The sequence below is a fragment of the Pseudomonas sp. MWU12-2037 genome, assembly GCF_023242345.1.
Lineage (GTDB): Bacteria > Pseudomonadota > Gammaproteobacteria > Pseudomonadales > Pseudomonadaceae > Aquipseudomonas > Aquipseudomonas gingeri_D.
Genome location: NZ_JALLIZ010000015.1, coordinates 131,833 through 155,232, shown reverse-complemented (window position 1 = coordinate 155,232; position 23,400 = coordinate 131,833). Strand labels below are relative to the sequence as shown.

26 protein-coding genes and 1 pseudogene are annotated in these 23,400 nt (G+C 61.3%); 8 read left to right on the top strand and 19 right to left on the bottom strand.

What is annotated here, in order from left to right; genetic code table 11:
* On the top strand, positions 1–203 hold a 203-nt coding region (locus tag M5B42_RS23925; RefSeq protein WP_248747209.1), incomplete at its 5' end, for a hypothetical protein.
* Between the two features lie 185 nt (positions 204–388).
* On the opposite strand, the gene msrQ is transcribed toward M5B42_RS23925, so the two are convergent.
* The 12 genes from msrQ to M5B42_RS23865 form a co-directional block, all read right to left on the bottom strand.
* The gene (msrQ, locus tag M5B42_RS23920; RefSeq protein ID WP_177101963.1) at positions 389–1,015 is read right to left on the bottom strand and encodes a protein-methionine-sulfoxide reductase heme-binding subunit MsrQ; all 627 of its coding nucleotides are present in this window, start codon (positions 1,013–1,015) and stop codon (positions 389–391) included.
* Complete coding sequence (msrP, locus tag M5B42_RS23915) at positions 1,015–2,028, bottom strand: protein-methionine-sulfoxide reductase catalytic subunit MsrP (protein WP_248747208.1); 1,014 nt, start codon at positions 2,026–2,028, stop codon at positions 1,015–1,017. Before msrP ends, msrQ begins: the two co-directional genes overlap by 1 nt.
* Positions 2,029–2,091: 63 nt before the next feature.
* Positions 2,092–2,949, bottom strand: a complete 858-nt coding sequence (pssA, locus tag M5B42_RS23910) for a CDP-diacylglycerol--serine O-phosphatidyltransferase (RefSeq protein WP_100939556.1) — start codon at positions 2,947–2,949, stop codon at positions 2,092–2,094.
* Between the two features lie 126 nt (positions 2,950–3,075).
* Positions 3,076–4,233 carry a glutathionylspermidine synthase family protein gene (locus M5B42_RS23905; RefSeq protein WP_248747207.1) on the bottom strand — a complete coding sequence of 386 codons (1,158 nt, stop codon included), beginning with the start codon at positions 4,231–4,233 and terminating at the stop codon, positions 3,076–3,078.
* A gap of 14 nt (positions 4,234–4,247) precedes the next feature.
* Positions 4,248–4,979 (bottom strand): DUF1190 domain-containing protein, encoded by a 732-nt coding sequence (locus M5B42_RS23900; RefSeq protein ID WP_152737601.1) that lies wholly within the window; start codon positions 4,977–4,979, stop codon positions 4,248–4,250.
* Between the two features lie 27 nt (positions 4,980–5,006).
* On the bottom strand, positions 5,007–5,432 hold the full coding sequence (locus M5B42_RS23895; RefSeq protein ID WP_177101966.1) for a DUF350 domain-containing protein: 426 nt from the start codon (positions 5,430–5,432) through the stop codon (positions 5,007–5,009).
* Positions 5,433–5,445: 13 nt separating this feature from the next.
* Positions 5,446–6,105, bottom strand: a complete 660-nt coding sequence (locus M5B42_RS23890) for a DUF2491 family protein (protein WP_248747206.1) — start codon at positions 6,103–6,105, stop codon at positions 5,446–5,448.
* Between the two features lie 93 nt (positions 6,106–6,198).
* Entirely contained in the window at positions 6,199–6,903 is a 705-nt protein-coding gene (locus M5B42_RS23885) for a PspA/IM30 family protein (protein WP_248747205.1), read from the bottom strand.
* Positions 6,904–6,925: 22 nt separating this feature from the next.
* Positions 6,926–7,597 carry a YjfI family protein gene (locus M5B42_RS23880; RefSeq protein WP_177101973.1) on the bottom strand — a complete coding sequence of 224 codons (672 nt, stop codon included), beginning with the start codon at positions 7,595–7,597 and terminating at the stop codon, positions 6,926–6,928.
* A gap of 175 nt (positions 7,598–7,772) precedes the next feature.
* Complete coding sequence (gene ilvC, locus M5B42_RS23875; protein WP_003212125.1) at positions 7,773–8,789, bottom strand: ketol-acid reductoisomerase; 1,017 nt, start codon at positions 8,787–8,789, stop codon at positions 7,773–7,775.
* Between the two features lie 47 nt (positions 8,790–8,836).
* The gene (ilvN, locus tag M5B42_RS23870) at positions 8,837–9,328 is read right to left on the bottom strand and encodes an acetolactate synthase small subunit (protein WP_003176102.1); all 492 of its coding nucleotides are present in this window, start codon (positions 9,326–9,328) and stop codon (positions 8,837–8,839) included.
* A 1-nt stretch (position 9,329) separates the two neighbouring features.
* Positions 9,330–11,054, bottom strand: a complete 1,725-nt coding sequence (locus M5B42_RS23865) for an acetolactate synthase 3 large subunit (RefSeq protein ID WP_103495488.1) — start codon at positions 11,052–11,054, stop codon at positions 9,330–9,332.
* Between the two features lie 404 nt (positions 11,055–11,458).
* On the opposite strand from M5B42_RS23865, the gene M5B42_RS23860 reads away from it, so the two are divergent.
* Positions 11,459–11,890 (top strand): DUF4124 domain-containing protein, encoded by a 432-nt coding sequence (locus M5B42_RS23860; RefSeq protein ID WP_248747204.1) that lies wholly within the window; start codon positions 11,459–11,461, stop codon positions 11,888–11,890.
* A gap of 87 nt (positions 11,891–11,977) precedes the next feature.
* Here M5B42_RS23860 and M5B42_RS23855 read toward each other — a convergent pair whose 3' ends face one another.
* Genes M5B42_RS23855 through mrcB form a run of 3 tightly spaced genes read right to left on the bottom strand, consistent with a single transcriptional unit; the run spans position 11,978 to position 15,433 of the window.
* On the bottom strand, positions 11,978–12,307 hold the full coding sequence (locus M5B42_RS23855; protein ID WP_103495459.1) for a YqcC family protein: 330 nt from the start codon (positions 12,305–12,307) through the stop codon (positions 11,978–11,980).
* Entirely contained in the window at positions 12,307–13,086 is a 780-nt protein-coding gene (locus M5B42_RS23850) for a tetratricopeptide repeat protein (RefSeq protein WP_248747203.1), read from the bottom strand. Before M5B42_RS23850 ends, M5B42_RS23855 begins: the two co-directional genes overlap by 1 nt.
* A gap of 16 nt (positions 13,087–13,102) precedes the next feature.
* Entirely contained in the window at positions 13,103–15,433 is a 2,331-nt protein-coding gene (gene mrcB, locus M5B42_RS23845) for a penicillin-binding protein 1B (RefSeq protein WP_152737607.1), read from the bottom strand.
* Positions 15,434–15,550: 117 nt separating this feature from the next.
* On the opposite strand from mrcB, the gene M5B42_RS23840 reads away from it, so the two are divergent.
* The 4 genes from M5B42_RS23840 (at position 15,551) to M5B42_RS23825 (ending at position 18,884) form a co-directional block, all read left to right on the top strand.
* Positions 15,551–17,104 (top strand): bifunctional aminoglycoside phosphotransferase/ATP-binding protein, encoded by a 1,554-nt coding sequence (locus M5B42_RS23840; protein ID WP_248747202.1) that lies wholly within the window; start codon positions 15,551–15,553, stop codon positions 17,102–17,104.
* Positions 17,105–17,193: 89 nt separating this feature from the next.
* Positions 17,194–17,535, top strand: coding sequence for a pentapeptide repeat-containing protein (locus tag M5B42_RS23835; protein WP_103495463.1), 342 nt, complete (start codon positions 17,194–17,196; stop codon positions 17,533–17,535).
* 260 nt (positions 17,536–17,795) lie between these two features.
* Complete coding sequence (locus M5B42_RS23830) at positions 17,796–18,068, top strand: TfoX/Sxy family protein (RefSeq protein ID WP_100939569.1); 273 nt, start codon at positions 17,796–17,798, stop codon at positions 18,066–18,068.
* A gap of 15 nt (positions 18,069–18,083) precedes the next feature.
* Positions 18,084–18,884: a cyclic nucleotide-binding domain-containing protein gene (locus tag M5B42_RS23825; RefSeq protein ID WP_103495464.1), complete on the top strand. Its 801-nt coding sequence runs from the start codon at positions 18,084–18,086 to the stop codon at positions 18,882–18,884.
* 258 nt (positions 18,885–19,142) lie between these two features.
* On the opposite strand, the gene deoC is transcribed toward M5B42_RS23825, so the two are convergent.
* Together deoC and M5B42_RS23815 are read right to left on the bottom strand one after the other, a co-directional pair.
* The gene (deoC, locus tag M5B42_RS23820; protein ID WP_177101983.1) at positions 19,143–19,925 is read right to left on the bottom strand and encodes a deoxyribose-phosphate aldolase; all 783 of its coding nucleotides are present in this window, start codon (positions 19,923–19,925) and stop codon (positions 19,143–19,145) included.
* A 189-nt stretch (positions 19,926–20,114) separates the two neighbouring features.
* Positions 20,115–20,309: pseudogene (locus tag M5B42_RS23815) on the bottom strand (hemin ABC transporter substrate-binding protein); the annotation flags it as partial.
* Positions 20,310–20,334: 25 nt separating this feature from the next.
* Here M5B42_RS23815 and M5B42_RS23810 point away from each other — a divergent pair.
* The gene (locus tag M5B42_RS23810) at positions 20,335–20,652 is read left to right on the top strand and encodes a Rieske (2Fe-2S) protein (protein ID WP_152737610.1); all 318 of its coding nucleotides are present in this window, start codon (positions 20,335–20,337) and stop codon (positions 20,650–20,652) included.
* Between the two features lie 4 nt (positions 20,653–20,656).
* Here M5B42_RS23810 and sfsA read toward each other — a convergent pair whose 3' ends face one another.
* Together sfsA and M5B42_RS23800 are read right to left on the bottom strand one after the other, a co-directional pair.
* Entirely contained in the window at positions 20,657–21,364 is a 708-nt protein-coding gene (gene sfsA / locus M5B42_RS23805; RefSeq protein WP_248747201.1) for a DNA/RNA nuclease SfsA, read from the bottom strand.
* Positions 21,364–22,536, bottom strand: a complete 1,173-nt coding sequence (locus tag M5B42_RS23800) for a pyridoxal phosphate-dependent aminotransferase (RefSeq protein ID WP_177101987.1) — start codon at positions 22,534–22,536, stop codon at positions 21,364–21,366. Before M5B42_RS23800 ends, sfsA begins: the two co-directional genes overlap by 1 nt.
* Before the next feature lie 348 nt (positions 22,537–22,884).
* On the opposite strand from M5B42_RS23800, the gene dksA reads away from it, so the two are divergent.
* Positions 22,885–23,331 carry an RNA polymerase-binding protein DksA gene (gene dksA, locus M5B42_RS23795; RefSeq protein WP_100939578.1) on the top strand — a complete coding sequence of 149 codons (447 nt, stop codon included), beginning with the start codon at positions 22,885–22,887 and terminating at the stop codon, positions 23,329–23,331.
* The last annotated feature ends 69 nt before the right edge of the window (positions 23,332–23,400 follow it).

Genomic DNA, 23,400 nt, shown 5'->3' with positions numbered 1-23,400 from the left:
GCACACTGCCTTTTCAGCTGCTTCCACACTTCGATGAACTGAAGCGACCCGCCTGTCAAAACTCTCAAAACCCTTGTAACTCATTGAATCTCAAAGGCTTTTCCGTTTCGACTGCGCCGGAAGTGGGGCGAATTATAGAGCCACAGGATTTCCCGTCAACGCTTATTTTCACTTTTCTGTCACAAACGTGGAAAACGGTATAGAAACCCCAGGTTTTACGGTGTTCGAACTGACGCCTTCGCGACGGTGCGGCGATCCGACAAGCCCTGCTCCTACAGGTTTGTGTCGTATACAAAATTGGGGAACGACAGAGGACTGTAGGAGCAGGGCTTGCCCGCGAAGAGGCCTGCATAGGCGACACAAGACCTCATCGCCAGCAAGCCGGTCCCTACAAGGACCGAGTTGTTGTGGAGAGCGGCTTTCTTGCCACAAGACGGGGAATTCGACGCATCACTACCGGGATGCGCAATACCAATAGCAGCGCCCCTATAGAGGCATACACCGTCCACTCCTTCAGGTCAGCCCGCACGATCCACAACATATGCAGCAACCCCAACCCGAGAATCACATAGACCAGGCGGTGCAACTTCTTCCAGCCCTTCCCCAGGCGACGCTGGCTGTAACGGTTCGACGTCACGGCAAGCGCCAGCAAACAGAGGAAACCCAACGCACCGACAATGATGTAGGGCCGCTTGCGCAACTCGACCGCCAGTTGCGACCAATCCAACCCGAGCACAAACACCAGGTAAGCCACCAGATGCAGCACCACATAGGCAAAACACCACAAACCCAATTGCCGGCGCACCGCAATCCAGCCCGGCCAGCCACTGAGTTTCTGCAACGGCGTCATGCTCAAGGTCACCAACAACAGAATCAAGGTGCCCAAGCCCAACCGATCCACCATGACCTTTCCCGGATCCGGACCCAAGGCCAGGCTCCAGGCCTGATACAACCAGAGCAACGGCCAGATCGCCGCCGCAATAAAGACACCCACACGCCAGAACGGATATCGCATCAGTAGTTCTTCCGCAGATCCAGGCCGGTATAGAGAGAGGCGACTTCATCCGAGTAGCCATTGAACATCTGCGTCTCACGCACATTGGGACTGAACAGCCCGCTGGGCAAACGCCGCTCCCGGGCCTGGGTCCAACGCGGGTGGTCGACGGTAGGGTTCACATTGGCATAAAAGCCATACTCATCCGAGGCAATGCTTTGCCAGGTGGTCTTGGGCTGCTCTTCCACCAGGCTGATGCGCACAATGGATTTCACGCTCTTGAACCCGTACTTCCACGGCACCACCAGACGCAACGGCGCACCATTCTGATTCGGCAGTTCCCGCCCATACATACCCACTGCCAGAATAGCCAAAGGGTTCATCGCCTCGTCCAGCCGCAAGCCCTCTACATAAGGCCAGTCGATCAGGGCGAAACCGGAACGCTGGCCCGACATGCTCTTGGGATCCTGCAGGGTTTCGAAGCGAATGTACTTGGCCTTGGAGGTCGGCTCGACCTGCTTGAGCAGCGCCGAAATCGGAAAGCCGATCCAGGGAATCACCATGGACCAGGCCTCGACACAACGCAGGCGATAGATGCGCTCCTCCAACTGGTAGGGCTTCATAAAGTCCTCCAGGGCATAACGCCCCGGCTTGCCGACTTCACCGTCCACTACCACCGACCAGGGTTCGGTCCTCAGGGAGCCGGCGTTCTGCGCCGGATCGCCCTTGTCGGTGCCGAACTCATAGAAGTTGTTGTAGTGGGTCGCATCCTTGTAGGGGGTAATCGCCTCCCCCTTGACCGTCACCGCGCCCCATTTAGTCTCAGGCAGTTTCCCGGCAAACCAGGACGGCGCATTCCCCGCGTCCACATCGGCATAACGCGCCGCCTCGGCGGCACTGGCCCAACGCGGCAGACTGCCGATCGCCAGTGCGGCGACGGAAGCGCCCAGCAAGGTACGACGGGAAAGATAGAGGGATTCAGGCGTGACGTCCGATTCTTTGCAATCGGATCGCTTGGGAAGCTTGATAAACATGGCAACTCCGTAGCATTGGAGGACTGATGCACCAGTAGACTACGGAGTCTGCGGGAAATTACATCACTCGCCGGCTTTGTGCCGACGAAGATGCAACAGGTACTGGATAGGACCCGAGGCCGCATAGGCGAGGAAGATCAGCAGCAGGATGCGCGGCGGATCGCTGAACACCACGGCGAACACCAGCACCACGGCGAGAATCGCGACAAACGGCACGCGCCCCTTGAGGTCCAGCTCCTTGAAACTGTTGTACTTGATGTTGCTGACCATCAGCATCCCGGCCGCCGCCACCAGCAAGGCCACCAGGAACGACATCTTCGAACCCTGGATCCCGTAGTCGCTGAACGCCCACACCGTCCCCGCCACCACGCCGGCCGCCGCCGGACTGGCCAGGCCGATAAAGTAGCGCTTGTCGGCGGTGCCGACCTGGGTATTGAAGCGCGCCAGACGCAATGCCGCGCCAGCCACATAGATGAAGGCCACCATCCAGCCGACCTTGCCCATATCCCCCAGCGCCCAGCCGAATGCCAGGAGTGCCGGGGCAACGCCGAAGGCGACCATATCGGACAACGAGTCATACTCGGCGCCGAAGGCGCTCTGGGTATTGGTCATGCGCGCCACGCGACCGTCCAGGCCGTCGAGGACCATGGCGACAAAGATCGCGATGGCGGAAAACGCGAAATACTTGCTCGCCCCCGCCGGGTCCCCGGCACTCGCGGCGCTCTGCGCACTCATCGCGCTGATGATGGCGTAGAAACCGGCGAACAGGTTCGCGGTGGTGAACAGGTTCGGCAACAGATAGATACCGCGATGGCGGACTTTCTGGCCGTCGGCGTCATGCCCCTCTTCGACATGTTCGTCGATGGGGAGCAGGCTTTCGGCTTCGGAGCCCTGACCAGGCTCTTCGGGACGTTCAGTCATGATATTACCTTGCAGCTAAATGAAAGGTTTCAACAGCACTCGGCGACTACGATGGGAGCGCAAAAAGATCCCGCTTTATACCAGAAGCGCCCTGGCCTGCGGGAAAACCCGGGCCAGACAGGTCGATCAGCCCAGGACAACGTGAGGCAGGAATCGACTGCTGTCCTTGGTAATCAGGCTGTCGTCCTCACGAATGCCGATCCCGGCGGCCACATCCCCCACCACCCATGAACCGATCACGGTGTAGCTGTCGCCGAACTTCGGCAAAGGGGAAAACGCCTGCAGGATATAGGGCGCATCCGTGTAAGGCCCATCCTCGGCCACCACCTGGTCATCGCCGGTACGGATCTCGATGTTCGCCCCCTCACGGGAAAAGAACGGTTTGCGCACCCAGCCCTTGGGCACGGGCCGCCGCGGGTTCTGGTCGACATAAGCGGGCAACAGGTTGGGATGCCCTTCATGAAACTTCCACAGCAGCGGCAAAATGCCTTTGTTACTGACAATGGCTTTCCAGGCGGGTTCGATAAATTGCGTGTCACAACCGGGCACTGCCTGGCCGAATACCTCGTGGAAGATATGTTCCCAGGCATGCAGCTTGAACAGCCGTTCGATCCAACGGCCGTCCAGATCGACAAAGCGCCCCTGGGCGGTGAGGCCGATGTCCTCGATATCGATATGCCGTGCCTCGATCCCCGCATGCGCGGCCATCTTACGCAGAAAATCCGTGGTCCCGCGATCCTCCTCCGATCCCGACATCGCCGAGAAGTAGAAAGCCCCACCGGCCGGAAAGGCCGCGAAGGCCCTGACCAGATCTTCGGCGATGGTGTTGAACTGATTCGCCTGCGCCGACAGCACGCCCCGGGCGATCTGTTCCTCAAGCCAGAGCAACTGCACGGAACCGGCTTCGAGCAGACTGGTGGGGGTGTCGTAATTGGCTTCCAGGCACTTGGCCGGACCGCTGCCGTCATACGCCAGATCGAAGCGGCCGTACAGATGCGGATGCCCCTGCTTCCAGGAATCGCGGACCAGATCGAAAAACGCCGGCGGAATGGCCAGGCCCGTCAGCAGTTCTTCACTGCCGACGACGCGCTCGACCACATCCAGGCACAGGTCATGCAGTGCCTTGGTCGGCGCTTCCAGGTCGCGGGTGATCTGCTCTTCGGTGAACAGGTAATAACCGCGCTCATCCCAATAGCGCTCGCCACCGATGGTGTGGAAACCGAACCCTTCGCGCTCGACACTTTCGCGCCAGTGTGGGCGCTCTGCGATACCAATTTTTTTCACCCTGGCCGCTCCCCTCAACCGCCGGAACTGAAAATGCTGCTGCTCTTGCCGCCCCAACCACTGCGTGCGGTCGCCTGGCTGCCGAAGCCGCCACGCGAGACCGTCGAGGACACCGAGCCGGAACCGCTGCCCAGGCTTTTGCCGAGGGTGGCCGGCGTGTAGGTGTTGGTGGAACTGCTGCGGGCCTGGGTCGAACGACTGAACGACTTGCCCTGCTCGATCTGCTGCGACAGCGTCGAACTGCCATAGCTACCGCGATTGTCGCGACTGTCGTAGATCGGCTGGGAATAGTAGCGCCCGCCGCCACCGCTGTTGCTGAGCAGATTGCCCAGCAACAAGCCGGTCAGCAGGCCACCATTGCCACCGCCGCCCGACTGCACGGCCGCTTGTTGCTGGGCCTGTTCAAGGTCCTTGCGCGGCACATCACCGGACATCGCCAGTTCAAAGCCGCCCATCTTCGGCATGTACTTGCCGTCCGGGGTGATCTGGCAATAGCCGGGAACGAAGTCGCTGTCGCAGGAGGCCTGATCGTCATAGGTCGGCGCGATACGCCGGTGATCGGCCAGCGCCTGCATGAAGGCGTCGGAACAGACCTCCACCGGCACTTTCGCCGCCACGCACTCCTCGACCGACTTGAAGTTGCTCTTGGCGTTGAAGGCAACGGTATCCTGGGACGCACCGCAGGCGGAAAGCGCCAGCGGAAAGGTGCCGGCCAGCACCAGTTTTACGGAGCTACGGGTTCTCATCGAATCATCCTTATCCTTGCCCTGGGCTCAGGTCGACGGTGTCATGCAGGCCGAATTCAACAGGCCGACACTGATGGCTACCGAGGCCGAATAGATCGCCGCCGCCATCTCGCCGCGCACAATACGCCCGGACAGCCCCTTGAGCACCAGGCTGGTCACGACAAACGCCAGCAACTGCACCACGGCCGCGATCAACACCCAGACGACGACGTCGACGACACTGATGCTGTTGGCGATGATATTGCTGGCCGGCAGGGCAAAACCCACCAACGAACCACCCAGGGCCACCGCCGCGGCGGTATTGCCCTCACGGATCAGGGCGAACTCCTTGTGGGGAGTGATCCGGGTGTAGATGAACTGGAACAACACGAACAGAACAGCCGCCACCGCCATATAAATGATGAAGCCGAATACCGCGGTGGCGTTGAGCGACAGGCGCAGCGCTTCGAGCATGATGATTTCCTTGTCAGAGAACTTCGATATCGGTGATTTGCAGCGTCACGCCAACGGCGGTGGACAGGGTGATCACCCCCTCCTCGTCTTCCTCGACCGAAAAGAGCAGGAACTCCCGACGGTTGAGCAGGCCGATCTCGCGGGAATAGAGCATGCTCAGGTGCTTGATCGAGTAGGCACCGTCCGGGCTCTTGACGAACTCCTGCATGGGTGTGAGCTCGGTCTGCCCGTCCTCACCGCCCCATTGCCGCCCATACTCCTCGCCTTCGAGTTCGTAGAGCGGCATGCCGATCTTCGCATTCGGGCCGGTCAGTTGCAGCAACTGCTCCTTGCTGTTGATCGTGGTGACGTCGTGGTAGCCGAACAGGATAAGGTCCTGAATATCCTCGGCCGCGGGGCCGTCCATGACCACTTGCAGGAAATAATCCTCGTTATCGAGGTAAAACCGCTGCAAGCGCATCGACTGCCCGAGGTCGATATCGCCCACCGCCCAGACTTTCTCGTCATCGGGCACCACTACATGGGACTGCCCTTCAAGCATCAGCTTCAAGGAGCGATCCAGGCAGAGCATCCGCCCCGAGGCCAGCCCCAGGGGGTTGCCCGGCGCTACCGAGGTAGCCCCCGCGGCAGGCTTCGGCGCCTCGAAGCCCATGACGCGCTTGATCCAACTCATCGTGTCTCTCCTTTCTGTCGCAACAACGCACCGGCCCGTTTTCCAGACGGCAAAAAGGGCAAAACGCTGACGCGCTTGCCCCAAGCCCCGAGCTTACTGACCCGAGCCGGGATTCTGCCTGGCCTTCAGACGCGCCAGCACATCACTGCCGCTGCCCGACTTGGCGCCGATACCGGCGTCCTGCAGACGACGCTCCAGATCACCGCCGTTGGACTCGTCGGCCAATTCCTGCGCCGCATCCAGCTTGGCGTCGCGCTCATCCTGGCGTTGCTTGATACGCGCCAGCGAACCGACCGCCGTTTCCAGCTTGCCATTCGCCCCGCCGGTGGCCGCGGCGGTAGCAACACGCGCCTGCTGGACCGTCTCGCGGGCCTTGGCCATTTCGACCTGCTGCTTCAACCCCTTGATCTGGTTTTCCGCCTTGATCACCTGGGCATGCAGCGTCTCGACCTGGGCGCCGAACTGATCGGCCAGGATTTTTTCCTGGTCGCGCAGGGCCTCGATCTCGGCCACCTTGTTGGCGCACTCGCCAGCCAGGCTTTCCACGCCCTTGTCCAGCGCGGCCATGGCCTTGCCTTCCCAGTTGGCGATGTCGTTGTTCAGGCCGTCGAGGCGCTGTTGCGACAGCTTGTAGCGGGCCTTGATGTCCACCAGGCCGTTCTTGGCCTTGGCCACGGCATTTTCGGCGTCGCGCTGTTCCTGCTCGAGGATACGAATGGCGTTGGCGTCGACAATGGTCTCACCCACCTCGGAAACACCACCACGAATGGCCGTTATGACTTTCTTCCAGATACTCATCGAAAACTCCTTGAGGACTTCATTAAACGTGGATGTGGTCTTCGAACGCTTCCACCGCACGGATCACGTTCTCGGCCAGGGTGAAGATTTCCTGGACGATCACGGTGATGGTGGAAGCCGCGCTCAACGCGCCGAACATGCAGTAGACCTCGGTACCGTCGCCGACCCGCTCGATGCCCACGGAGGACAACGGGAACAGGTCGCGACTGCGCAGCACCAGGCCGTTGAAGACCGCTGGATCCTTGACCCGGCTCACTTCGACCAGGGTCGCGTCCACCAGGATCTGGTCACCGGACACCGCCAGGTAGAGCGGCAGGTCGCCAAATTCGGTCATGCTCAGCTTGATGCTCTGCTCGGCGTTTTCGGCGAGGGTCAGCACAATCTCGCCACTGGAGACGACCTCCAGCTCCGACAGCGCCTTGTGCAGCGAGTTGATCGTCCAGTTGATGTTCTCAGTCATGAAAGCCTCCAGTTTGATCCGTTCACCCAGGAAGGGCTGGCGTAACGCCTTTTCGATACCCCGCAGGGCCGTCGCATTCTCGGGAAGAATCCAGAATTCCCGCTTCACCAGCCCGGCATCGCGCAGCCGCGTGCGCATATCGCGAACGTAGTCGGCGGTAGTCTTGGTCTTGGCCGGTGATGACGCTTTCTCGCCCGTGAGGGGCTTGTCATCCGCTGTTTTTTTACGGGGCATCTGTCCTCCGAAAAATCTTACATGTAAGTAAATTACGTCCTTTGCCTGGAATGTTCAACATCTGACATGAAAGCTTTATGTGACAAAACAAAACGCCCCGACAAGTCGGGGCGTTTGTGTACAGCCTGTACCGGCGCTCAGCCCCGAGGGGCCAGGCAGCCGGTTGAGCGTCGACTCAGTTCTTGGCTTTGTCGACGATCTTGTTCGCGCCGATCCACGGCATCATCGAGCGCAGTTGCTCGCCGATGATCTCGATGCCGTGAGCAGCGTTGTTACGACGCTTGGCGGTCATCGATGGGTAGCCGGTGGCACCTTCGCTGATGAACATCTTCGCGTATTCACCGTCCTGGATGCGCTTCAGAGCGTTGCGCATGGCCTGGCGGGATTCGGCGTTGATGACTTCAGGGCCGGTCACGTACTCGCCGTATTCGGCGTTGTTGGAGATCGAGTAGTTCATGTTGGCGATACCGCCTTCGTACATGAGGTCAACGATCAGCTTCAGTTCGTGCAGGCATTCGAAGTAGGCCATTTCCGGCGCGTAGCCCGCTTCAACCAGGGTTTCGAAACCGGCTTTGACCAGCTCGACGGTACCGCCGCACAGAACGGCTTGTTCGCCGAACAGGTCGGTTTCGGTCTCGTCCTTGAAGGTGGTTTCGATGATACCGGTACGACCACCGCCAACGCCGGCGGCGTAGGACAGCGCAACGTTCTTGGCGTTGCCCGAGGCGTCCTGGTAGATCGCGATCAGGTCAGGGATACCGCCGCCTTTGACGAACTCGGAACGCACGGTGTGGCCTGGAGCCTTCGGCGCGATCATGATCACGTCGAGGTCGGCGCGTGGCACGACCTGGTTGTAGTGGATCGCGAAGCCGTGGGAGAAGGCCAGGGTGGCGCCTTTCTTGATGTTCGGCTCGATTTCGTTCTTGTACAGCGCGGACTGGAACTCGTCCGGGGTCAGGATCATGACCAGGTCGGCAGCGGCAACAGCGCTGGCAACGTCGGTCACTTTCAGGCCATGGGCTTCAGCCTTGGCAACAGTGGCCGAGCCTTTGCGCAGGCCGACAGTTACGTCAACGCCGGAGTCTTTCAGGTTGCAAGCTTGTGCGTGACCCTGGGAGCCGTAGCCGATGATGGCGACTTTCTTGCCCTGGATGATCGACAGGTCGCAATCTTTATCGTAGTAAACCTTCATGAAATTCCCCTTTATATCCAGGCCGTTCAGGCCGTTTGCAAGTTGGTTTAGATGCTGAGTACTTTGTCGCCGCGCGCAATACCGGTGACGCCACTACGGACGGTCTCCAGAATCGAGGCGGTGCCGATGGACTGAATGAAGCTGTCGAGCTTGTCGCTGGTACCGGTCAGTTGAACGGTATAGACGCTGGCGCTGACATCAACGATCTGACCCCGGTAAATATCGGTGGTGCGCTTGATCTCGGCGCGCTGGGCGCCAGTGGCCTTGACCTTGACCAGCATCAGTTCGCGCTCGATATGAGCACTTTCCGAGAGGTCCACCAGCTTGACCACTTCGATCAGCTTGTTCAGGTTCTTGGTGATCTGTTCGATGACTTCGTCATGCCCGACAGTGGTCAACGTCAGACGCGACAGGGTCGGGTCTTCGGTCGGGGCCACGGTCAGGCTTTCGATGTTGTAGTTGCGTTGCGAAAACAGGCCAACCACACGGGACAGAGCGCCAGGTTCGTTTTCCAGAAGCAGGGAAATGATGTGCCGCATATTAGGTACGCTCCGTCTTGCTCAGCCACATATCGCGCATGGAGCCGTCTTTGATCTGCATCGGGTAGACGTGCTCGCTGGTGTCGACCTGGATATCGAGGAATACCAGGCGATCCTTCATGGCGAACGCTTCTTCCATCTTCGGCTTCAAGTCTTTCAGATCCGTGATACGGATACCGACATGACCGTAGGCTTCGACCAGCTTGACGAAGTCAGGCAGCGATTCCATGTACGAGTGCGAGTGACGGCTGCCGTAGCTCATGTCCTGCCACTGGCGGACCATGCCGAGCACACCGTTGTTCAGGCTGACGATCTTCACCGGCAGGCCGTATTGCAGGCAGGTCGACAGCTCCTGGATGTTCATCTGGATGCTGCCCTCACCCGTGACGCACGCGACGTCGGAGTCAGGGAAACTCAGCTTCACACCCATGGCCGCGGGGAAACCGAAGCCCATGGTGCCCAGGCCGCCGGAGTTGATCCAGCGGTTGGGCTTGTTGAACTTGTAGTACTGCGCCGCGAACATCTGGTGCTGGCCCACGTCGGAGGTCACAAAGGCATCGCCCTTGGTCACTTCGCACAGGGTCTCGATCACGGTCTGTGGCTTGATGATGCTGCCGTCGCCCTTGTCATAAGGGAACAGGCCGCGGTCGCCGCGCCATTCGTCGATCTGCTTCCACCAGCTGGCCACCGACTCCTTGTTCGGAGTCTCGCCGATTTCCTTGAGGGTCGCGACCATCTCGGTCAGCACGCTCTCCACCGGCCCAACGATAGGCACGTCTGCCTTGATGGTCTTGGAGATCGATGCCGGGTCGATGTCGATATGGATGATCTTGGCGTTCGGGCAGAACTTCGACGGGCCGTTGATCACCCGGTCGTCGAAACGCGCGCCCACGGCCAGGATCACATCGGCGTGGTGCATGGTCAGGTTGGCGGTGTAGCTGCCGTGCATGCCGAGCATGCCGACGAACTGCCGGTCGGTGCCAGGGTAGGCACCCAGGCCCATCAGGGTATTGGTGACGGGCAGGTTGAGCATTTTCGCCAGCTCGGTCAGCGGCGCGGAGCCACCCCCGAGGATCACGCCGCCGCCCGCATAGAGCACCGGACGCTTGGCCGCCAGGAGCATTTCCGCCGCCTTGCGGATCTGGCCGGAGTGGCCACGTACCGCCGGGCTGTAGGAACGCAGCTTGGCTTTTTTCGGGAAGACGTATTCGAATTTCTCGGCCGGGTTGGTCATGTCTTTCGGGATATCGACAACGACAGGACCAGGACGACCGGATTGCGCCAGGTAGAACGCCTTCTTCATGACTTCCGGGATTTCCGAAGCGTGCTTGATCATGAAGCTGTGCTTCACGATCGGCCGGGAGATACCGATCATGTCGGTTTCCTGGAACGCATCGGTGCCGACCAGGGTGCTTGGCACCTGACCGGAGATGATCACCATCGGAATGGAGTCCATGTACGCCGTGGCGATACCGGTGATGGCATTGGTTGCGCCAGGACCGGATGTCACCAGGACCACGCCGGCTTTACCGGTGGCACGGGCGTAGCCGTCGGCCATATGGGTCGCGGCCTGCTCATGACGAACCAGGATGTGGGTGACATCCGGCTCCTTGAACAGGGCATCGTAGACATGAAGGAGAGCACCACCCGGGTACCCGTAGATGTACTTGACGCCTTCGTCACGCAAAAAGCGGACGAGCATCTCACCGCCAGATAAAAGCTCCACGTTGTTCACCTCTAAAACGCCAGAATACCGTCCACGCACACTGGAGGACGGGTCTTAATAGGTTTACTTCTCAGCAGAGCATGAGCGACGGTGGTCGCCGACTACGTCAGCACTGACTGAGCAAGTATTGGGAGTGCCCCAAATGTTGCGGGGGTTTCCCACCCAGCGCGAGGTAACGCGTTGCGGGTGTAACAGGTCGGCGCGGATGTGCGCCTCATGATCTGCCGAGTGGGCCTGCTTCTGGCAGTCCCTCTACAGCGGACTTTGGATTGTTCTGATTCGTCCGGTCCAAGTCAAGTTATCTTGTGAGCTTTCTTCGAACTAAGCACATGACAACGCAGAAGAAAACCTTTCACGAGGGAATGTGCTACGTTGCTTATCGCATTGTCTGACAAGGAAACCTGATGCGTAGAAGCATTCTGATGGCGGGCCTGCTACTCGCCTTGAGCCCGCTGTGCCAGGCCGGGCCGATCTACAAATGGGTCGATGCCCAGGGCCAGACGCATTTCGATGCACAGCCGCCCGCCGGCCAAGCGGCCACCGTGGTGACCCCGGCGATCGGCAACGTCCCGGCGCCACCACCGCGTCCCGCCGTGCCCGCGAGCACGGCGGTGGGCGACCAGCAGGCCGTGGACGCCAGGGTCAAGAAGCAGATTGCCGATCAGGAAGTGGTGCGCAAAGCCTATTGCGAGAAAGCGCGGACCAACCTGGCCCAGCTGGAAAACAATGCGCGAGTGCGTGAAGAGGTCAATGGCGAAGTGCGCCGCCTGACCGATGAAGAACGCCAGACACGCTTGATAGAGACGCGCAAGAGCATCGAGGAAAACTGCTCGTAACTGTGGGAGCTGGCTTGCCAGCGATGACTGCCGGAAGATCGATGCAGGACTCAAGGGCCTCATCGCCGGCAAGCCAGCTCCTACAGGTCAGCGGGTCTCGGCAATCAGCTGGTCAAACTGCGCCAGCAACCGCTGCAAACCGCGCCCCTGCCCCGGCCGCTGGGCATAGACCATTTCGGCCATGGCCAGAATCCCGGACGCATTGGGCAGCGGCAGATCCGCCTCGAGGATCAGCTTCATCCTCGGCAGGAAAATCCATTGCAGCCACTGCTCGAACTCCAGGGTATCGACACTGAAGGGTTCGACACTGGCCAGGGCCTCGACGCTGGGCGGCTCCTCATCCCAGCAGCCCTGGGCCCGCAACTCCCGCTCGATCAGCAGGAGTTGCTCGGCAATCAACGGAAAACGTGCATCCATCAGTAACCAGCCTTGGCCTTCTGCTGTGCCTGGGCGGCACCCGCGGCATCACCCTGCTTGCTCCGCGCCTGGGCAATGATACCCCAGAGGTTGGCTTGCAGATCCGGACGGCCGTTGGCGAAGCTCAGGCCGCGACGGGCCAGTTGCTCGGCTTGCGGCGCATCACCCTGGGCCATGCGCACCTGGGCCAGGCGATAAAGTACTTGCGGTTCACGCGGTGCCACGCGCTGGGCGCGCTCAAGGCTGGACGAGGCACCATTGAGGTCGCCACTGGATTGCTGCTGCTGGGCGGTGGTCAACAACGCCAGCACCGGACCGTCCAGTTGCTCGTCAGCGGACAAACCACCGCTGTTGTTCGACGGAATACCGCTCGGCGCCACCGGGCTCGGCATATTGTAAGCACCCTGATTGACCGGCGGGCTGTACGCGCCCTGGTTATAGGCACCCGTGTCACCCGGCACGGCCTGGATCGGCGCGTTGCTCGAAGGTCCTGGGGTAATCGGCCCAGGGGTGAACGGCTCGGTACTGATCGGTGCCGAGGTTGTCGCCCCACCACCCGGAATCATCACCACCACGCCGGAATCCTGCGGCACCGCCTGGGTCTGGCTTGGCACCGGCCCCTTGGTGATAGTCTTGCGGAAACCGCCAGTGGACGAGATCCGCTCGTTGTTGGAGACCGCGGTCCCCGAATCGACCACCGGGATCGAACCCCGTGGCACGCTGGAACAACCACCCAGCACGGTCAGTGCGGCAAAAGCTGGAATCCACCACTTGTTCACGTCAAACCCTCTTCGCTCAATTCAACCAGCCCTTGACCCAATCCATCACTTCGGTGGCCGGCGCAGGGGCCACGCCACCACACGACGCACCGGGTACCGGTTCACTGCCGCGAATATACGGCATCTGCACCGCGCCCGGGCAATTGGCATCGGAGCCTTGCCCGGTATGCGGATCGACCCAGGCCTGGACCACGTTATCCGGCTGCGGCATATCCAATGGCAGCGGATCGGCCTTGCGCATGAAACTGGTCCAGACCTGCAAGGCGCCACTGGCACCTGTGAACGGTGTCTTGCCGTTGTCATCGCGACCGAGCCAGACCACCGCCAGCAGGTCCTGGCCGAAACCGGCGAACCAGCTGTCCCGCGAGTCGTTACTGGTACCGGTCTTGCCGGCCAGGGTCAGGGTCTTGGGCAGGACGTTGTAGACCCCGCTCCCGGTACCCTCGCGCATCACCCGCTGCATCGCCGCCTGGATCAGATAGATCGAGCCCGCATCGAAACGCTGCTGGATCTGGAACGGATAACGCTTGAGCGGCTGGCCCTCGGCCGTCAGGACACTGCGAATCCCCCGCATCGGCGTATTGAAGCCGCCGTTGGCCAGGGTCTGGTACATGGTCGCGATATCCATCGGCGTCATGCTCGCGGCACCCAGCAACATCGACGGAAAGGCCGGGAACTCACGGGTAACACCAAGGCGTCCGAGGGTCTTGAGGACATTCGGCACGCCAACCTCCAGGCCCAGTCGAGCGGTCGACAGGTTGTAGGAATGCGCCAGGCCCTGATAGAGGAAAATCGTGCCGTGGGAACGGCGGTCAAAGTTCTGCGGCTTCCAGATCTGACCGTCGGCGCCTTTCACCGAGAAGGCTTCGTCCGACAGCCAACTGGTCAGCGTGTACTGGCTGGGTTTCTCCAGCGCCGTCAGATACACCGCCGGCTTGATCAGAGAACCCACCGGCCGCACCGCATCCAGCGCCCGGTTGAACCCGGCAAAACTGGCCTGGCGACTGCCGATCATGGCCTGGACCTCACCGGTTTCCGGGTTGGTCACCACCATGGCCGCCTCGATATCGTCACTGCCCTTGCGCCCGGCCAGGCGTTTGAAGGTGTCGTTGACCGAAGCCTCGGCCTTCATCTGCAGGATCGGGTCGAAGCTGGTGAAGATGCGCAAGCCTTCCTCGGTCAAGTCTTCGTCGCGGTAGTCTTCGCGCAGTTGCCGCTTGACCAGGTCGAGGAAGCCGGGGAACGAACTGTCCGCCAGGCTGCCACGGGCAGTCACCCCCAGCGGCATTTTCTTCGCCGCCGCGACTTGCTCGGCGCTGGCCACGCCCTGCTGCTCCAGCAGGTCGAGCACCAGGTTACGCCGTTCCAGCGCGCGATCCGGGTAGCGTCGCGGGTTGTAATAAGACGGCCCCTTGACCATGCCCACCAGCAACGCCACCTGATGCAACTTCAGCTCCGCCAGGGGCTGGCTGAAGAAGAACTGGCTGGCCAGGCCGAAGCCGTGCACCGCGCGCTGGCCGTCCTGGCCGATAAAGACCTCGTTGAGGTAGGCCTCGAGAATCTCTTTCTTGTCGTAATGCAGCTCCAGCAGCATGGCCATCATGGCCTCGGTGAGCTTGCGGCTCAGGCTGCGTTCGTTGGTCAGGAAGAAGTTCTTGACCAACTGCTGGGTCAGGGTACTGCCGCCCTGGCGCATCTGCCCGGCCGAGGTATTGACCCAGATAGCCCGGGCAATCGACTTGGGCGAGACACCGAAGTGATGATAGAAATCCCGGTCCTCGACCGTGACCAGGGTGTCGAGCAGGTACGGCGGCACCTGGTCGATCTTGATCAGGATGCGGTCTTCGAGGTTCTTCGGGTACAGGCCGCCGATCAGCAGCGGCTCAAGGCGCACCACCGAGAGCTTCGCGCCGTTGAGCGAGGACAGCTCGGCCACATAGTCGCCGGAGAAGCGCACCCGCACCGGCTGGGCCGACTCCATGCCTTCATAGAACTGGAAGCCACGGGTGTTCAGGTCCACGGTATTGCCGTTGACCGCCGCCGCCCCCGGGCCATTGGCCACGGGTTCGCGACGATAACCGAGGGCATCGAGTTCGGTAAGGAAGTCTTCCTTGCTCAATTTCTGGCCGGCGAACAGCTCCAGCGGCCGGGCATAGACCTTGGCCGGGATGGTCCAGCGCTTGCCGGAGAATTTCTCCTGCACGATGGCATCGAGGTAGACGGCAAAACCGGCCAGCACGACGAGGCCCACCAGGCTGAGCTTGATCGCCCAGCCAAGCCAGGGGCGCAGGCGGCCGGCGGGAGGTTTGGATTTGGCGCGGGAACGGGGGGATCGGGTACGAGTCATGGCGGCGGATTATACGCACTTTATTGATGATCAACATGTACGTCCGGCGGTTTGCACCTGAGCCCGCAGCAGCCATAATGACCGCTTTGAATTTACCGTCCCCTTGAAGGATCGCCAGTGAGCCAGTCCCTGATTACCGCCCTGCAAAACCCGGCCCTCTACCCGCATCCGGTGGAAAGCTTCCAGGTTATCGAAACCCACATTTCCTGGGTCCTGCTCACCGGGCCCTATGCCTACAAGATCAAGAAACCGGTCAACTTCGGCTTCCTCGACTTCACCGAACTGAGCGCTCGCGCACATTTCTGCGCGGAAGAACTGCGCCTGAACCAGCGCCTGACCCACGACCTGTACCTGGAAGTCCTGCCGATCACCGGCAGCGTCGAGGCCCCCGTTCTGGGCGGCAGCGGTCCGGTCATCGAATATGTGCTGAAAATGCGCCAGTTCCCGCAGAGCCAGTTGCTGAGCACACTGCAGGCCAACGGTGAACTGACCACCGTGCACATCGACGAAATGGCCCGACAGATCGCCGCGTTCCACCAGAGCGCCCCCGAAGTGCCGAAAGATCACTACCAGGGCACTCCAGAGGCGGTCATGGACCCGGTCCGGCAGAACTTCGAACAGATCCGCCCCTTCCTCAGCGAAAAGGCCGACCTGCTGCAACTCGACGCCCTGCAAGCCTGGGCCGAAACCAGTTTCGAGCGCCTCAAGCCGCTGCTGTCCCAGCGCAAGGCAGAAGGTTTCATTCGTGAATGCCACGGCGACATCCACCTGGGCAACGCCACCGTCATCGACGGCAAGGTGGTGATCTTCGACTGCATCGAGTTCAACGAACCCTTCCGCTTCACCGACGTCTACGCCGACACCGGCTTCCTCGCGATGGACCTCGAAGACCGTGGCCTCAAGAGCCTGGCCCGACGCTTTATCAGCCAGTACCTGGAGCTGACCGGCGACTACCAGGGCCTGGCCCTGCTGAACTTCTACAAGGCCTATCGTGCCCTGGTGCGCGCCAAGGTCGCGCTGTTCAGCATGCCGGCCGAAGATCCGGTGCAACGCGCCAGCAGCATGCGCCAGTACCGCAACTACGCCAATCTGGCGGAAAGCTACAGCACCATTCCGTCGCGCTTCCTGGCCATCACCAGTGGCGTCTCCGCCGTCGGCAAGAGCCATGTCGCCCTGCGCCTGGTGGAAGCCCTGGGCGCCGTACGCCTGCGCTCGGATGTCGAACGCAAACGCCTGTTCGGCGACCAGCAAGTCGAAAACAACGTCGGCGACGGCATCTATAGCCGCGACGCCAGCGTGAGCACCTACCAGCGCCTGCATGAAATCGCCGACACCGTCCTGCGCGCCGGCTTCCCGGTGGTGATCGACGCCACCTACCTCAAGCGCGAGCAACGCAACGCCGCCGCCCAGGTTGCCGAAGCCACTGGCGTACCGTGCCTGATCCTAAATTGCAACGCCCCACAGGCCGTGATCGAAAGCTGGCTGGCCCGGCGCCAGGCCGATGCCGTCGACCCATCCGACGCTACACTGGAAGTGATCGCCGCCCAGCAAGCCAGCCGCGAGGCCCTGAGCGCCGATGAAGTACTGCGCACCAAGCGTGTCGAAACCCATGAAAGCGGGAGCCTCGACGCCCTGGTCGAGCAGATTCGCCAGCGTCTGCCGGGTCTGTAAAAACTATTTCAGCCGTGGGGCCGCAAGTGCTTCACGGCTGAAACATAGTGGCATTATACTGGCGTCATAATTCCAACAGGAGACGTCTCATGAGCCATCCCAAGCTGCTCGACTCACCTTTGTTTGCCCTGCTGCACAAGGATGACATTGCCGGCTTCAACAAGGCCCGCCCCAAGGACGGTCCGATCGACATGCGCGGCGGTGACTTCCGTGGCCTGGACCTGCGCGAACTGAATGCCGAGGGGATCGACTTCACCGATGCCTACTTCCGCTCCGCCGATCTGCGTGGCGTAGATCTGCAGAAATCCATCCTGGTCGGTGCCAGCGTGGCCCATGCGCAGATTTCCGGCGCTTACTTCCCCGTGGAACTGACCCCGGCCGAGATTCTCATGTCGATGCAGTTCGGTACGCGTCTGCGCTACAGCGCCTAGCCCTCGCGGAGGGGCTCGAGGATGGCGGCAGCGCCTGCCGTCTGGTGCCTGCTCACGGCCTCGACAAGGCTCCTGCTGTACGATTTTTCCCTTTGCGCGCCATCCCTGTGCTGCCGGCCAGCGTTGGAGAAAGCCGCGGCTTAGAAGCATTTGCACCAACGCCGAGCAAAGAACCACGTTTTTCCTACTGACCGCCTACACTCCTTTTCAGGCTTGCCTACTCTCGTCCACGCAGCGTTCGGCCGTCGCAAGGAGGCTTGATGAACGATGAACTGCAACACCTGAAGAACCTTGGCAAGACGTCGGCGCAATGGCTGCACGCGGTGGGTATCCACAGCGCATCGGATTTGCGTCGACTGGGAGCGGTGGATGCCTACCGCGCGGTACGAACCCGCGGATTCCGGGCATCGAAAGTGCTGTTGTATGCGATCGAAGGCGCCTTGATGGACATTCATTGGAACGATATCCCTCAAGAACGCAAAGAAGCCTTGAATAAACAGTTGGACGCGATATCGTCGCGTCATAAAAACTGATTTCGCAGGTTTGGCATGTATCTACTCGGGGAGCAACCGGCCTACGCCGAAGAACTGATCAATCGTCTGCAGACGATTCCGGCACAGCTGCTCAAAGGTTTGCCCCCCTGCGCGGCCCCCCTGGAGCTTGAGCAAATCGCTGACCTCGGTGCCTTGCTGCCCGCCGATCAGGTGTTCCTGATCGACAGCGGCCTGCTGCATGCCCGGGTCGACGAGCGTGCATTATTCTATTTGCATGAAGGCGACCTGGTCGGATTGCGCCAGGGCATCGACTGGCCGCGCTGCGTGCTGAGCAGCGACAACCCGCTGCGTCTGATTCCCTACCGGCGCACCGACCTCTTCACCCATATCTACGCCGACGAAAGCCGCGCCGAAGCGCTGCTGCGTTACCTGATCGGCCAGACCGCCCTGCTCTCCGACGCCGTCACCCGCCTGAAACAGCCGGAATTTCGCAGCAGCAACGGCTTCCAGCAGGTGGCCAGTGGTGAAGTGATGATCCGCCAAGGTGACGATGCCGACCATGTCTTCATCATTACCGACGGACACGCCGAGGCCTTTGTCGACGGGCACAAGGTCGGCGATGTGCCCAAGGACGAGATTTTCGGCGCCATGGCGGTGTTCACCGGCGAGAAACGCAGCGCCAGCGTGATCGCCAGCCAGCCGTGCACGGTCATGCTGATCCCCAAGGAGCAATTCCTCAGCCTGACCCAGAGCAACCCGCGCATCGCCCACAGCTTGATCGAAAGCATGGCCCGACGCATCGATTTGCTGAACAAGGAAGTCACGCGCCTGAGCGCCATCGGCACGGCGCGCTGAACCACCGCGACACTCGATCACTCATCCGGCGTCGCACCCTGGACGAACGGTCGAGAAAAAGACATTGACTTAGAAATGAGAATCGTTATGATTATCACAGCTGATCGCGAGATCGGTTGGATTTTCTGGAAGGCCCTGGTTCGGACTCTCAGATTATCTCCTCATCAGGCTAATCACGGTTATTGACCCGGCTTTTTGCCGGGTCTTTTTTTGCCTGCCCGAAAGCCAGCCGGCAGAGATCCCGGCCCCCCAGGTGCGTCAGGCCTCCCCGACCTCCGGCGCGACCGGAGATTCCAGTCGCGCCAGCAACTCATCCAGCAAGCCGGAAGCCCCGAGCCGCACGTGATCGGCGTTGACCCAGGCAGCGCCGAAACGCGCGCGCGCCAGTTCGATATAGGTCCGCGCATCATCGAAGGTGCGGATGCCGCCGGAAGCCTTCAGCCCCACCAGCCCGCCCCGCTCGGCAATGGCTTCAAGCATGATGCGCACGGCCTGTTCGGTCGCATTGACCAGGACTTTGCCGGTACTGGTCTTGAGAAAGTCGGCGCCGGCGGCAATCGCGTCCTGGCTGGCCTGGCGGATCATCTGCGGGTCGCGCAACTCACCGGTCTCCAGGATCACCTTGAGTTTGGCCCGCCCCTGGCAGGCATCACGACAGGCGGCGACCATGCTCAGGCCGGTCTGCGCATCGCCCATCAACAACGAGCGATAGGGGTAGACCAGGTCCACCTCATTGGCGCCGGCGGCGATCGCCTCCAGGGTTTCAGCGACCACCGAGGCGACATTCGGTCCGCCATGGGGGAAGTTGACCACCGTGGCGACCCGGATCGCCTGCCCGCCCTGCGCATCGAGAGCCCGCCGCGCCAGGGCGACAAAACGTGGAAACACGCACACCGCCGCCACCGGACCGAATGGCGTCTGCGCCCGCTGGCAAAGCGAAAGGATGCGCTCGTCATCGTCATCGCCACTCAGCGAGGTCAAGTCGAGCAGGCCAATGGCCTGGCGTGCCAGTTGTTGATCGGCCTCATTCATCTGCTTCATCTTCACTCCCAATCCGGATCGTTGCATAAACCTGACAAGCGTCCGAGGCGCCTCCTCGGCGTTCCTGGCTGCCGGATGAGGCGAAATACGCTATGGGCAGCAGGATAAAGGACTCGTCCGCGCCAAGGCATGTGTCAACCAAAGACCGGGACTCGACCCACATCAGAACAAGATGCGTCCTACCCACTACTGGTAGCCGATACTCGGCAAGGCTTTCAGGGATTCAGGATGCTGGCTGGTGGTATCGACCCCGACCAATTTAGACTCCGCCCCCAGGACACTGACCCATTCCGACAACGCCCCGCCGGCGCTGACCCAGCGCAGCGGCAGTTCGGTCGCCAGGACGGCATGGCTGAGCGCCAGCCCGGCGACGAGGACAAACAGGTGCGAGGCTCCCTAAAGGATCAACATGAAATTTCTCTGCGACTCGAACACCCTGGCCGACAACAGCAGTCGTGGTTTTGATGTGGACGGGCGGCCGCTGTTGGCCGTGCGCCGCGAGGGCCGGGTCTATGTCTACCAGAATCGCTGCCCGCACCGCGGCATCCCCCTCGAGTGGCGACCCGACCAGTTTCTCGACCCCAGCGCCAGCCTGATCCAGTGCGCAACCCACGGCGCGCTGTTCCTGATTGAAAGCGGTGAGTGCGTGGCCGGACCTTGCGCCGGGCAGTCACTGCTGGCGATCCCTTGCACGGAAGACGCGCAGGGCATCTGGCTGACGCCGTGAGCCGCTAGAGCCGCACCGGCAATCGGCGATCGACGCGGATCTCCTCCGGCGTCAGGCTCACCCCATAGGCCAGCACCTCGACCCCGGCCGCCACCGCTTCACGCAGGGCCGCGGCATAACCCGGATCAATTTCCTCGGCCGGCCGCACCGCCTCGATGCCGGTCAGGTTCACGCAATACAGCTGCACCGCCCGCACACCTTCGCGTGCCAGGGTGGCCAGCTCGCGCAGATGCTTGGCGCCGCGCTGGGTCACCGCATCCGGAAAGGCCGCCACCGCCGTACCGTCGAAGCCGAGGGTGACGCTTTTGACTTCGACAAACGCCGGCCCCGCCGGATAGTCGAGACGAAAGTCGATCCGGCTGTTCTCCTGACCGTAGGCCACTTCACGCTTCAAAGCGGTAAAACCGTTCAGTTCGCTGATGACCCCGGCGCGCAGCGCTTCCTCGACCAAAGGATTGGCCCGCGCGGTATTCACGCAGGCCAATCGCCCCTGGGGGGTTTCACCGATCTCCCAGGTGCCGGGCAACTTGCGCTTGGGGTCATTGGAGCGACTGAACCAGACCTGCCCGCCCGGCACCATGCAATTGAGCATCGAGCCGGTATTGGGACAGTGAATGGTCAGCAACTCGCCGGAGGCGGTTTCGATGTCCGCCAGGAAACGTTTGTAGCGCTGGATCAGACGACCTTCTTCGAGGGCAGGAGAAAAACGCATCAGCCTTGCCAGCTCCGCAGACCCCGGGCAATCCGCTCCACCGCCTGCTCAAGGCGCGGCAGGCTCTGGGTGTAGGCAAACCGCACATGATGGCTGGCCAGGTGACGACCGAAGTCCAGCCCCGGGGTAAAGGCCACATGTTCGGTTTCGAGGAAATGCCGGCAGAACGCGAAGGCATCACCGCCGAACGCGCTGATATCGGCGTACAAGTAGAAAGCGCCCTGGGGCTCCACGGCGATCCCGAAACCCAGCTCGCGCAACGCCGGCAAGAGGAAGTCGCGACGGCGCCCGAACTCGGCCCGGCGCTCTTCGAGAATGCTCAGGGTCGCCGGTTCGAAACAGGCCAGCGCCGCATGCTGGGCCATGCTCGGCGCACTGATGTAGAGGTTCTGCGCGAGTTTTTCCAGGTCCGCCACCGCTTCCGGCGGCGCCACCAGCCAGCCCAGCCGCCAGCCGGTCATGCCGAAATATTTGGAAAAGCTGTTGAGCACAAAGGCGCTGTCATCGACTTCCAGCACGCTGGCCGCATCGCAGCCGTAGGTCAGGCCGTGATAGATCTCGTCCACCACCAGATGGCCATGACGCTCCTTGACCGCCGCCGACAGCGCCCCCAGTTCGTCCCGCGTCAGCAGGGTCCCGGTGGGGTTGGCCGGCGATGCCACCAGGGCGCCGACACTGTCCTGGTCCCAATGCCGCGCCACCAGGTCGGCGGTGAGCTGATAACGCACCTCAGGCCCGACCGGCACCAGTTGCGCCGCGCCCTCGACCAGGCGCAGGAAATGCCGGTTGCACGGGTAGCCCGGATCGGCAAGCAGCCAGTGTTTACCGGGGTCCACCAGCAAACTGGTGGCCAACAGCAGCGCACCGGAACCACCCGGAGTGATCAAAATACGCTGCGGATCGATATCCAGCCCGTAACGCTGCTGATAAAAGCCTGCTATCGCCTCACGCAATTGCGGCAGCCCACGTGCCGCCGTATAACGGGTCTTACCCGTCTCCAGCGCGGCCTGGCCGGCGCGGATGATCGGCGCGGCGGTGGTGAAGTCCGGCTCACCGATCTCGAGGTGGATCACATCATGCCCGGCGGCCTGCAACTCATTGGCGCGCGCCAGCAGCGCCATCACATGAAAGGGTTCGATTGCGCGGCTGCGCGCGCTGTAGTGCTGAGTCATGGGCCTTCCTTGATTTGACGGGGAATGGGCGATAGACCGATTCTACCCAACCTCGATCACCCTGGAATGTTTAAAGCATCCTACGTTCCCCGGAAGATTGACTAAAATAAACAATTAACCATTGCTTCATGAAGCTGACGTCTTCCATCCGGCATATATTGGCCCGCTTCTTGTAGGAGGGGGACGTTCAGTCACGACGTTCGACTCGACAAGTCCAGCCTCGACAACCGGGAGTAGCGCACCCCGATTCGATCTGGTAAGTTCGCCCGCTTGCAGCCGCAGGGCCGGCAGGTGTCGGTGATGTTGAAATCCTGCGCAATGGATTAGAAGAGTAGAGGCGGTCCATTCATGCCCACCCAAGCAAAGCAGCAAAGCACTGAGCCAAAGATCGGCGGCTTCGAACCCTATGTTGAAAGCAAGGGCGAGGAGTACATGGGCGAGCCCATGCGCAAGCACTTCACCAAGATCCTGCAGAAATGGAAGCAGGAATTGATGCATGAAGTCGACCGTACCGTTGATCATATGAAGGACGAAGCGGCGAACTTCCCTGACCCGGCTGACCGTGCCAGCCAGGAAGAAGAGTTCAGCCTCGAACTGCGCGCCCGCGACCGCGAGCGCAAACTGATCAAGAAAATCGACAAGACCCTGCAGCTCATCGAAGACGAAGAGTATGGCTGGTGCGAGTCCTGTGGCGTCGAGATCGGCATCCGCCGGCTGGAAGCCCGACCGACCGCCGACATGTGCGTCGACTGCAAGACCCTGGCGGAAATCAAGGAAAAACAGGTCGGCAAGTAGTCCCTGCCGAAACCTGAGCAAACGGAGCGTGCGAACGCTCCGTTTTCATTTGTGTCGCCGACGCGGCTT

Bases quoted from the DNA above. Each gene is read 5' to 3' on its own strand.
- msrQ (WP_177101963.1), bottom strand. From the start codon at position 1,015: ATGCGATATCCGTTCTGGCGTGTGGGTGTCTTTATTGCGGCGGCGATC.
- M5B42_RS23825 (WP_103495464.1), top strand. From the start codon at position 18,084: ATGTATCTACTCGGGGAGCAACCGGCCTACGCCGAAGAACTGATCAAT.
- pssA (WP_100939556.1), bottom strand. From the start codon at position 2,949: ATGACTGAACGTCCCGAAGAGCCTGGTCAGGGCTCCGAAGCCGAAAGC.
- M5B42_RS23895 (WP_177101966.1), bottom strand. From the start codon at position 5,432: ATGCTCGAAGCGCTGCGCCTGTCGCTCAACGCCACCGCGGTATTCGGC.
- M5B42_RS23860 (WP_248747204.1), top strand. From the start codon at position 11,459: ATGCGTAGAAGCATTCTGATGGCGGGCCTGCTACTCGCCTTGAGCCCG.
- ilvN (WP_003176102.1), bottom strand. From the start codon at position 9,328: ATGCGGCACATCATTTCCCTGCTTCTGGAAAACGAACCTGGCGCTCTG.
- M5B42_RS23800 (WP_177101987.1), bottom strand. From the start codon at position 22,536: ATGACTCAGCACTACAGCGCGCGCAGCCGCGCAATCGAACCCTTTCAT.
- M5B42_RS23810 (WP_152737610.1), top strand. From the start codon at position 20,335: ATGAAATTTCTCTGCGACTCGAACACCCTGGCCGACAACAGCAGTCGT.
- msrP (WP_248747208.1), bottom strand. From the start codon at position 2,028: ATGTTTATCAAGCTTCCCAAGCGATCCGATTGCAAAGAATCGGACGTC.
- mrcB (WP_152737607.1), bottom strand. From the start codon at position 15,433: ATGACTCGTACCCGATCCCCCCGTTCCCGCGCCAAATCCAAACCTCCC.
- M5B42_RS23885 (WP_248747205.1), bottom strand. From the start codon at position 6,903: ATGAGTATCTGGAAGAAAGTCATAACGGCCATTCGTGGTGGTGTTTCC.
- M5B42_RS23880 (WP_177101973.1), bottom strand. From the start codon at position 7,597: ATGCCCCGTAAAAAAACAGCGGATGACAAGCCCCTCACGGGCGAGAAA.
- sfsA (WP_248747201.1), bottom strand. From the start codon at position 21,364: ATGCGTTTTTCTCCTGCCCTCGAAGAAGGTCGTCTGATCCAGCGCTAC.
- M5B42_RS23890 (WP_248747206.1), bottom strand. From the start codon at position 6,105: ATGAGTTGGATCAAGCGCGTCATGGGCTTCGAGGCGCCGAAGCCTGCC.
- ilvC (WP_003212125.1), bottom strand. From the start codon at position 8,789: ATGAAGGTTTACTACGATAAAGATTGCGACCTGTCGATCATCCAGGGC.
- M5B42_RS23830 (WP_100939569.1), top strand. From the start codon at position 17,796: ATGAACGATGAACTGCAACACCTGAAGAACCTTGGCAAGACGTCGGCG.
- M5B42_RS23835 (WP_103495463.1), top strand. From the start codon at position 17,194: ATGAGCCATCCCAAGCTGCTCGACTCACCTTTGTTTGCCCTGCTGCAC.
- M5B42_RS23855 (WP_103495459.1), bottom strand. From the start codon at position 12,307: ATGGATGCACGTTTTCCGTTGATTGCCGAGCAACTCCTGCTGATCGAG.
- dksA (WP_100939578.1), top strand. From the start codon at position 22,885: ATGCCCACCCAAGCAAAGCAGCAAAGCACTGAGCCAAAGATCGGCGGC.
- deoC (WP_177101983.1), bottom strand. From the start codon at position 19,925: ATGAAGCAGATGAATGAGGCCGATCAACAACTGGCACGCCAGGCCATT.
- M5B42_RS23900 (WP_152737601.1), bottom strand. From the start codon at position 4,979: ATGAGAACCCGTAGCTCCGTAAAACTGGTGCTGGCCGGCACCTTTCCG.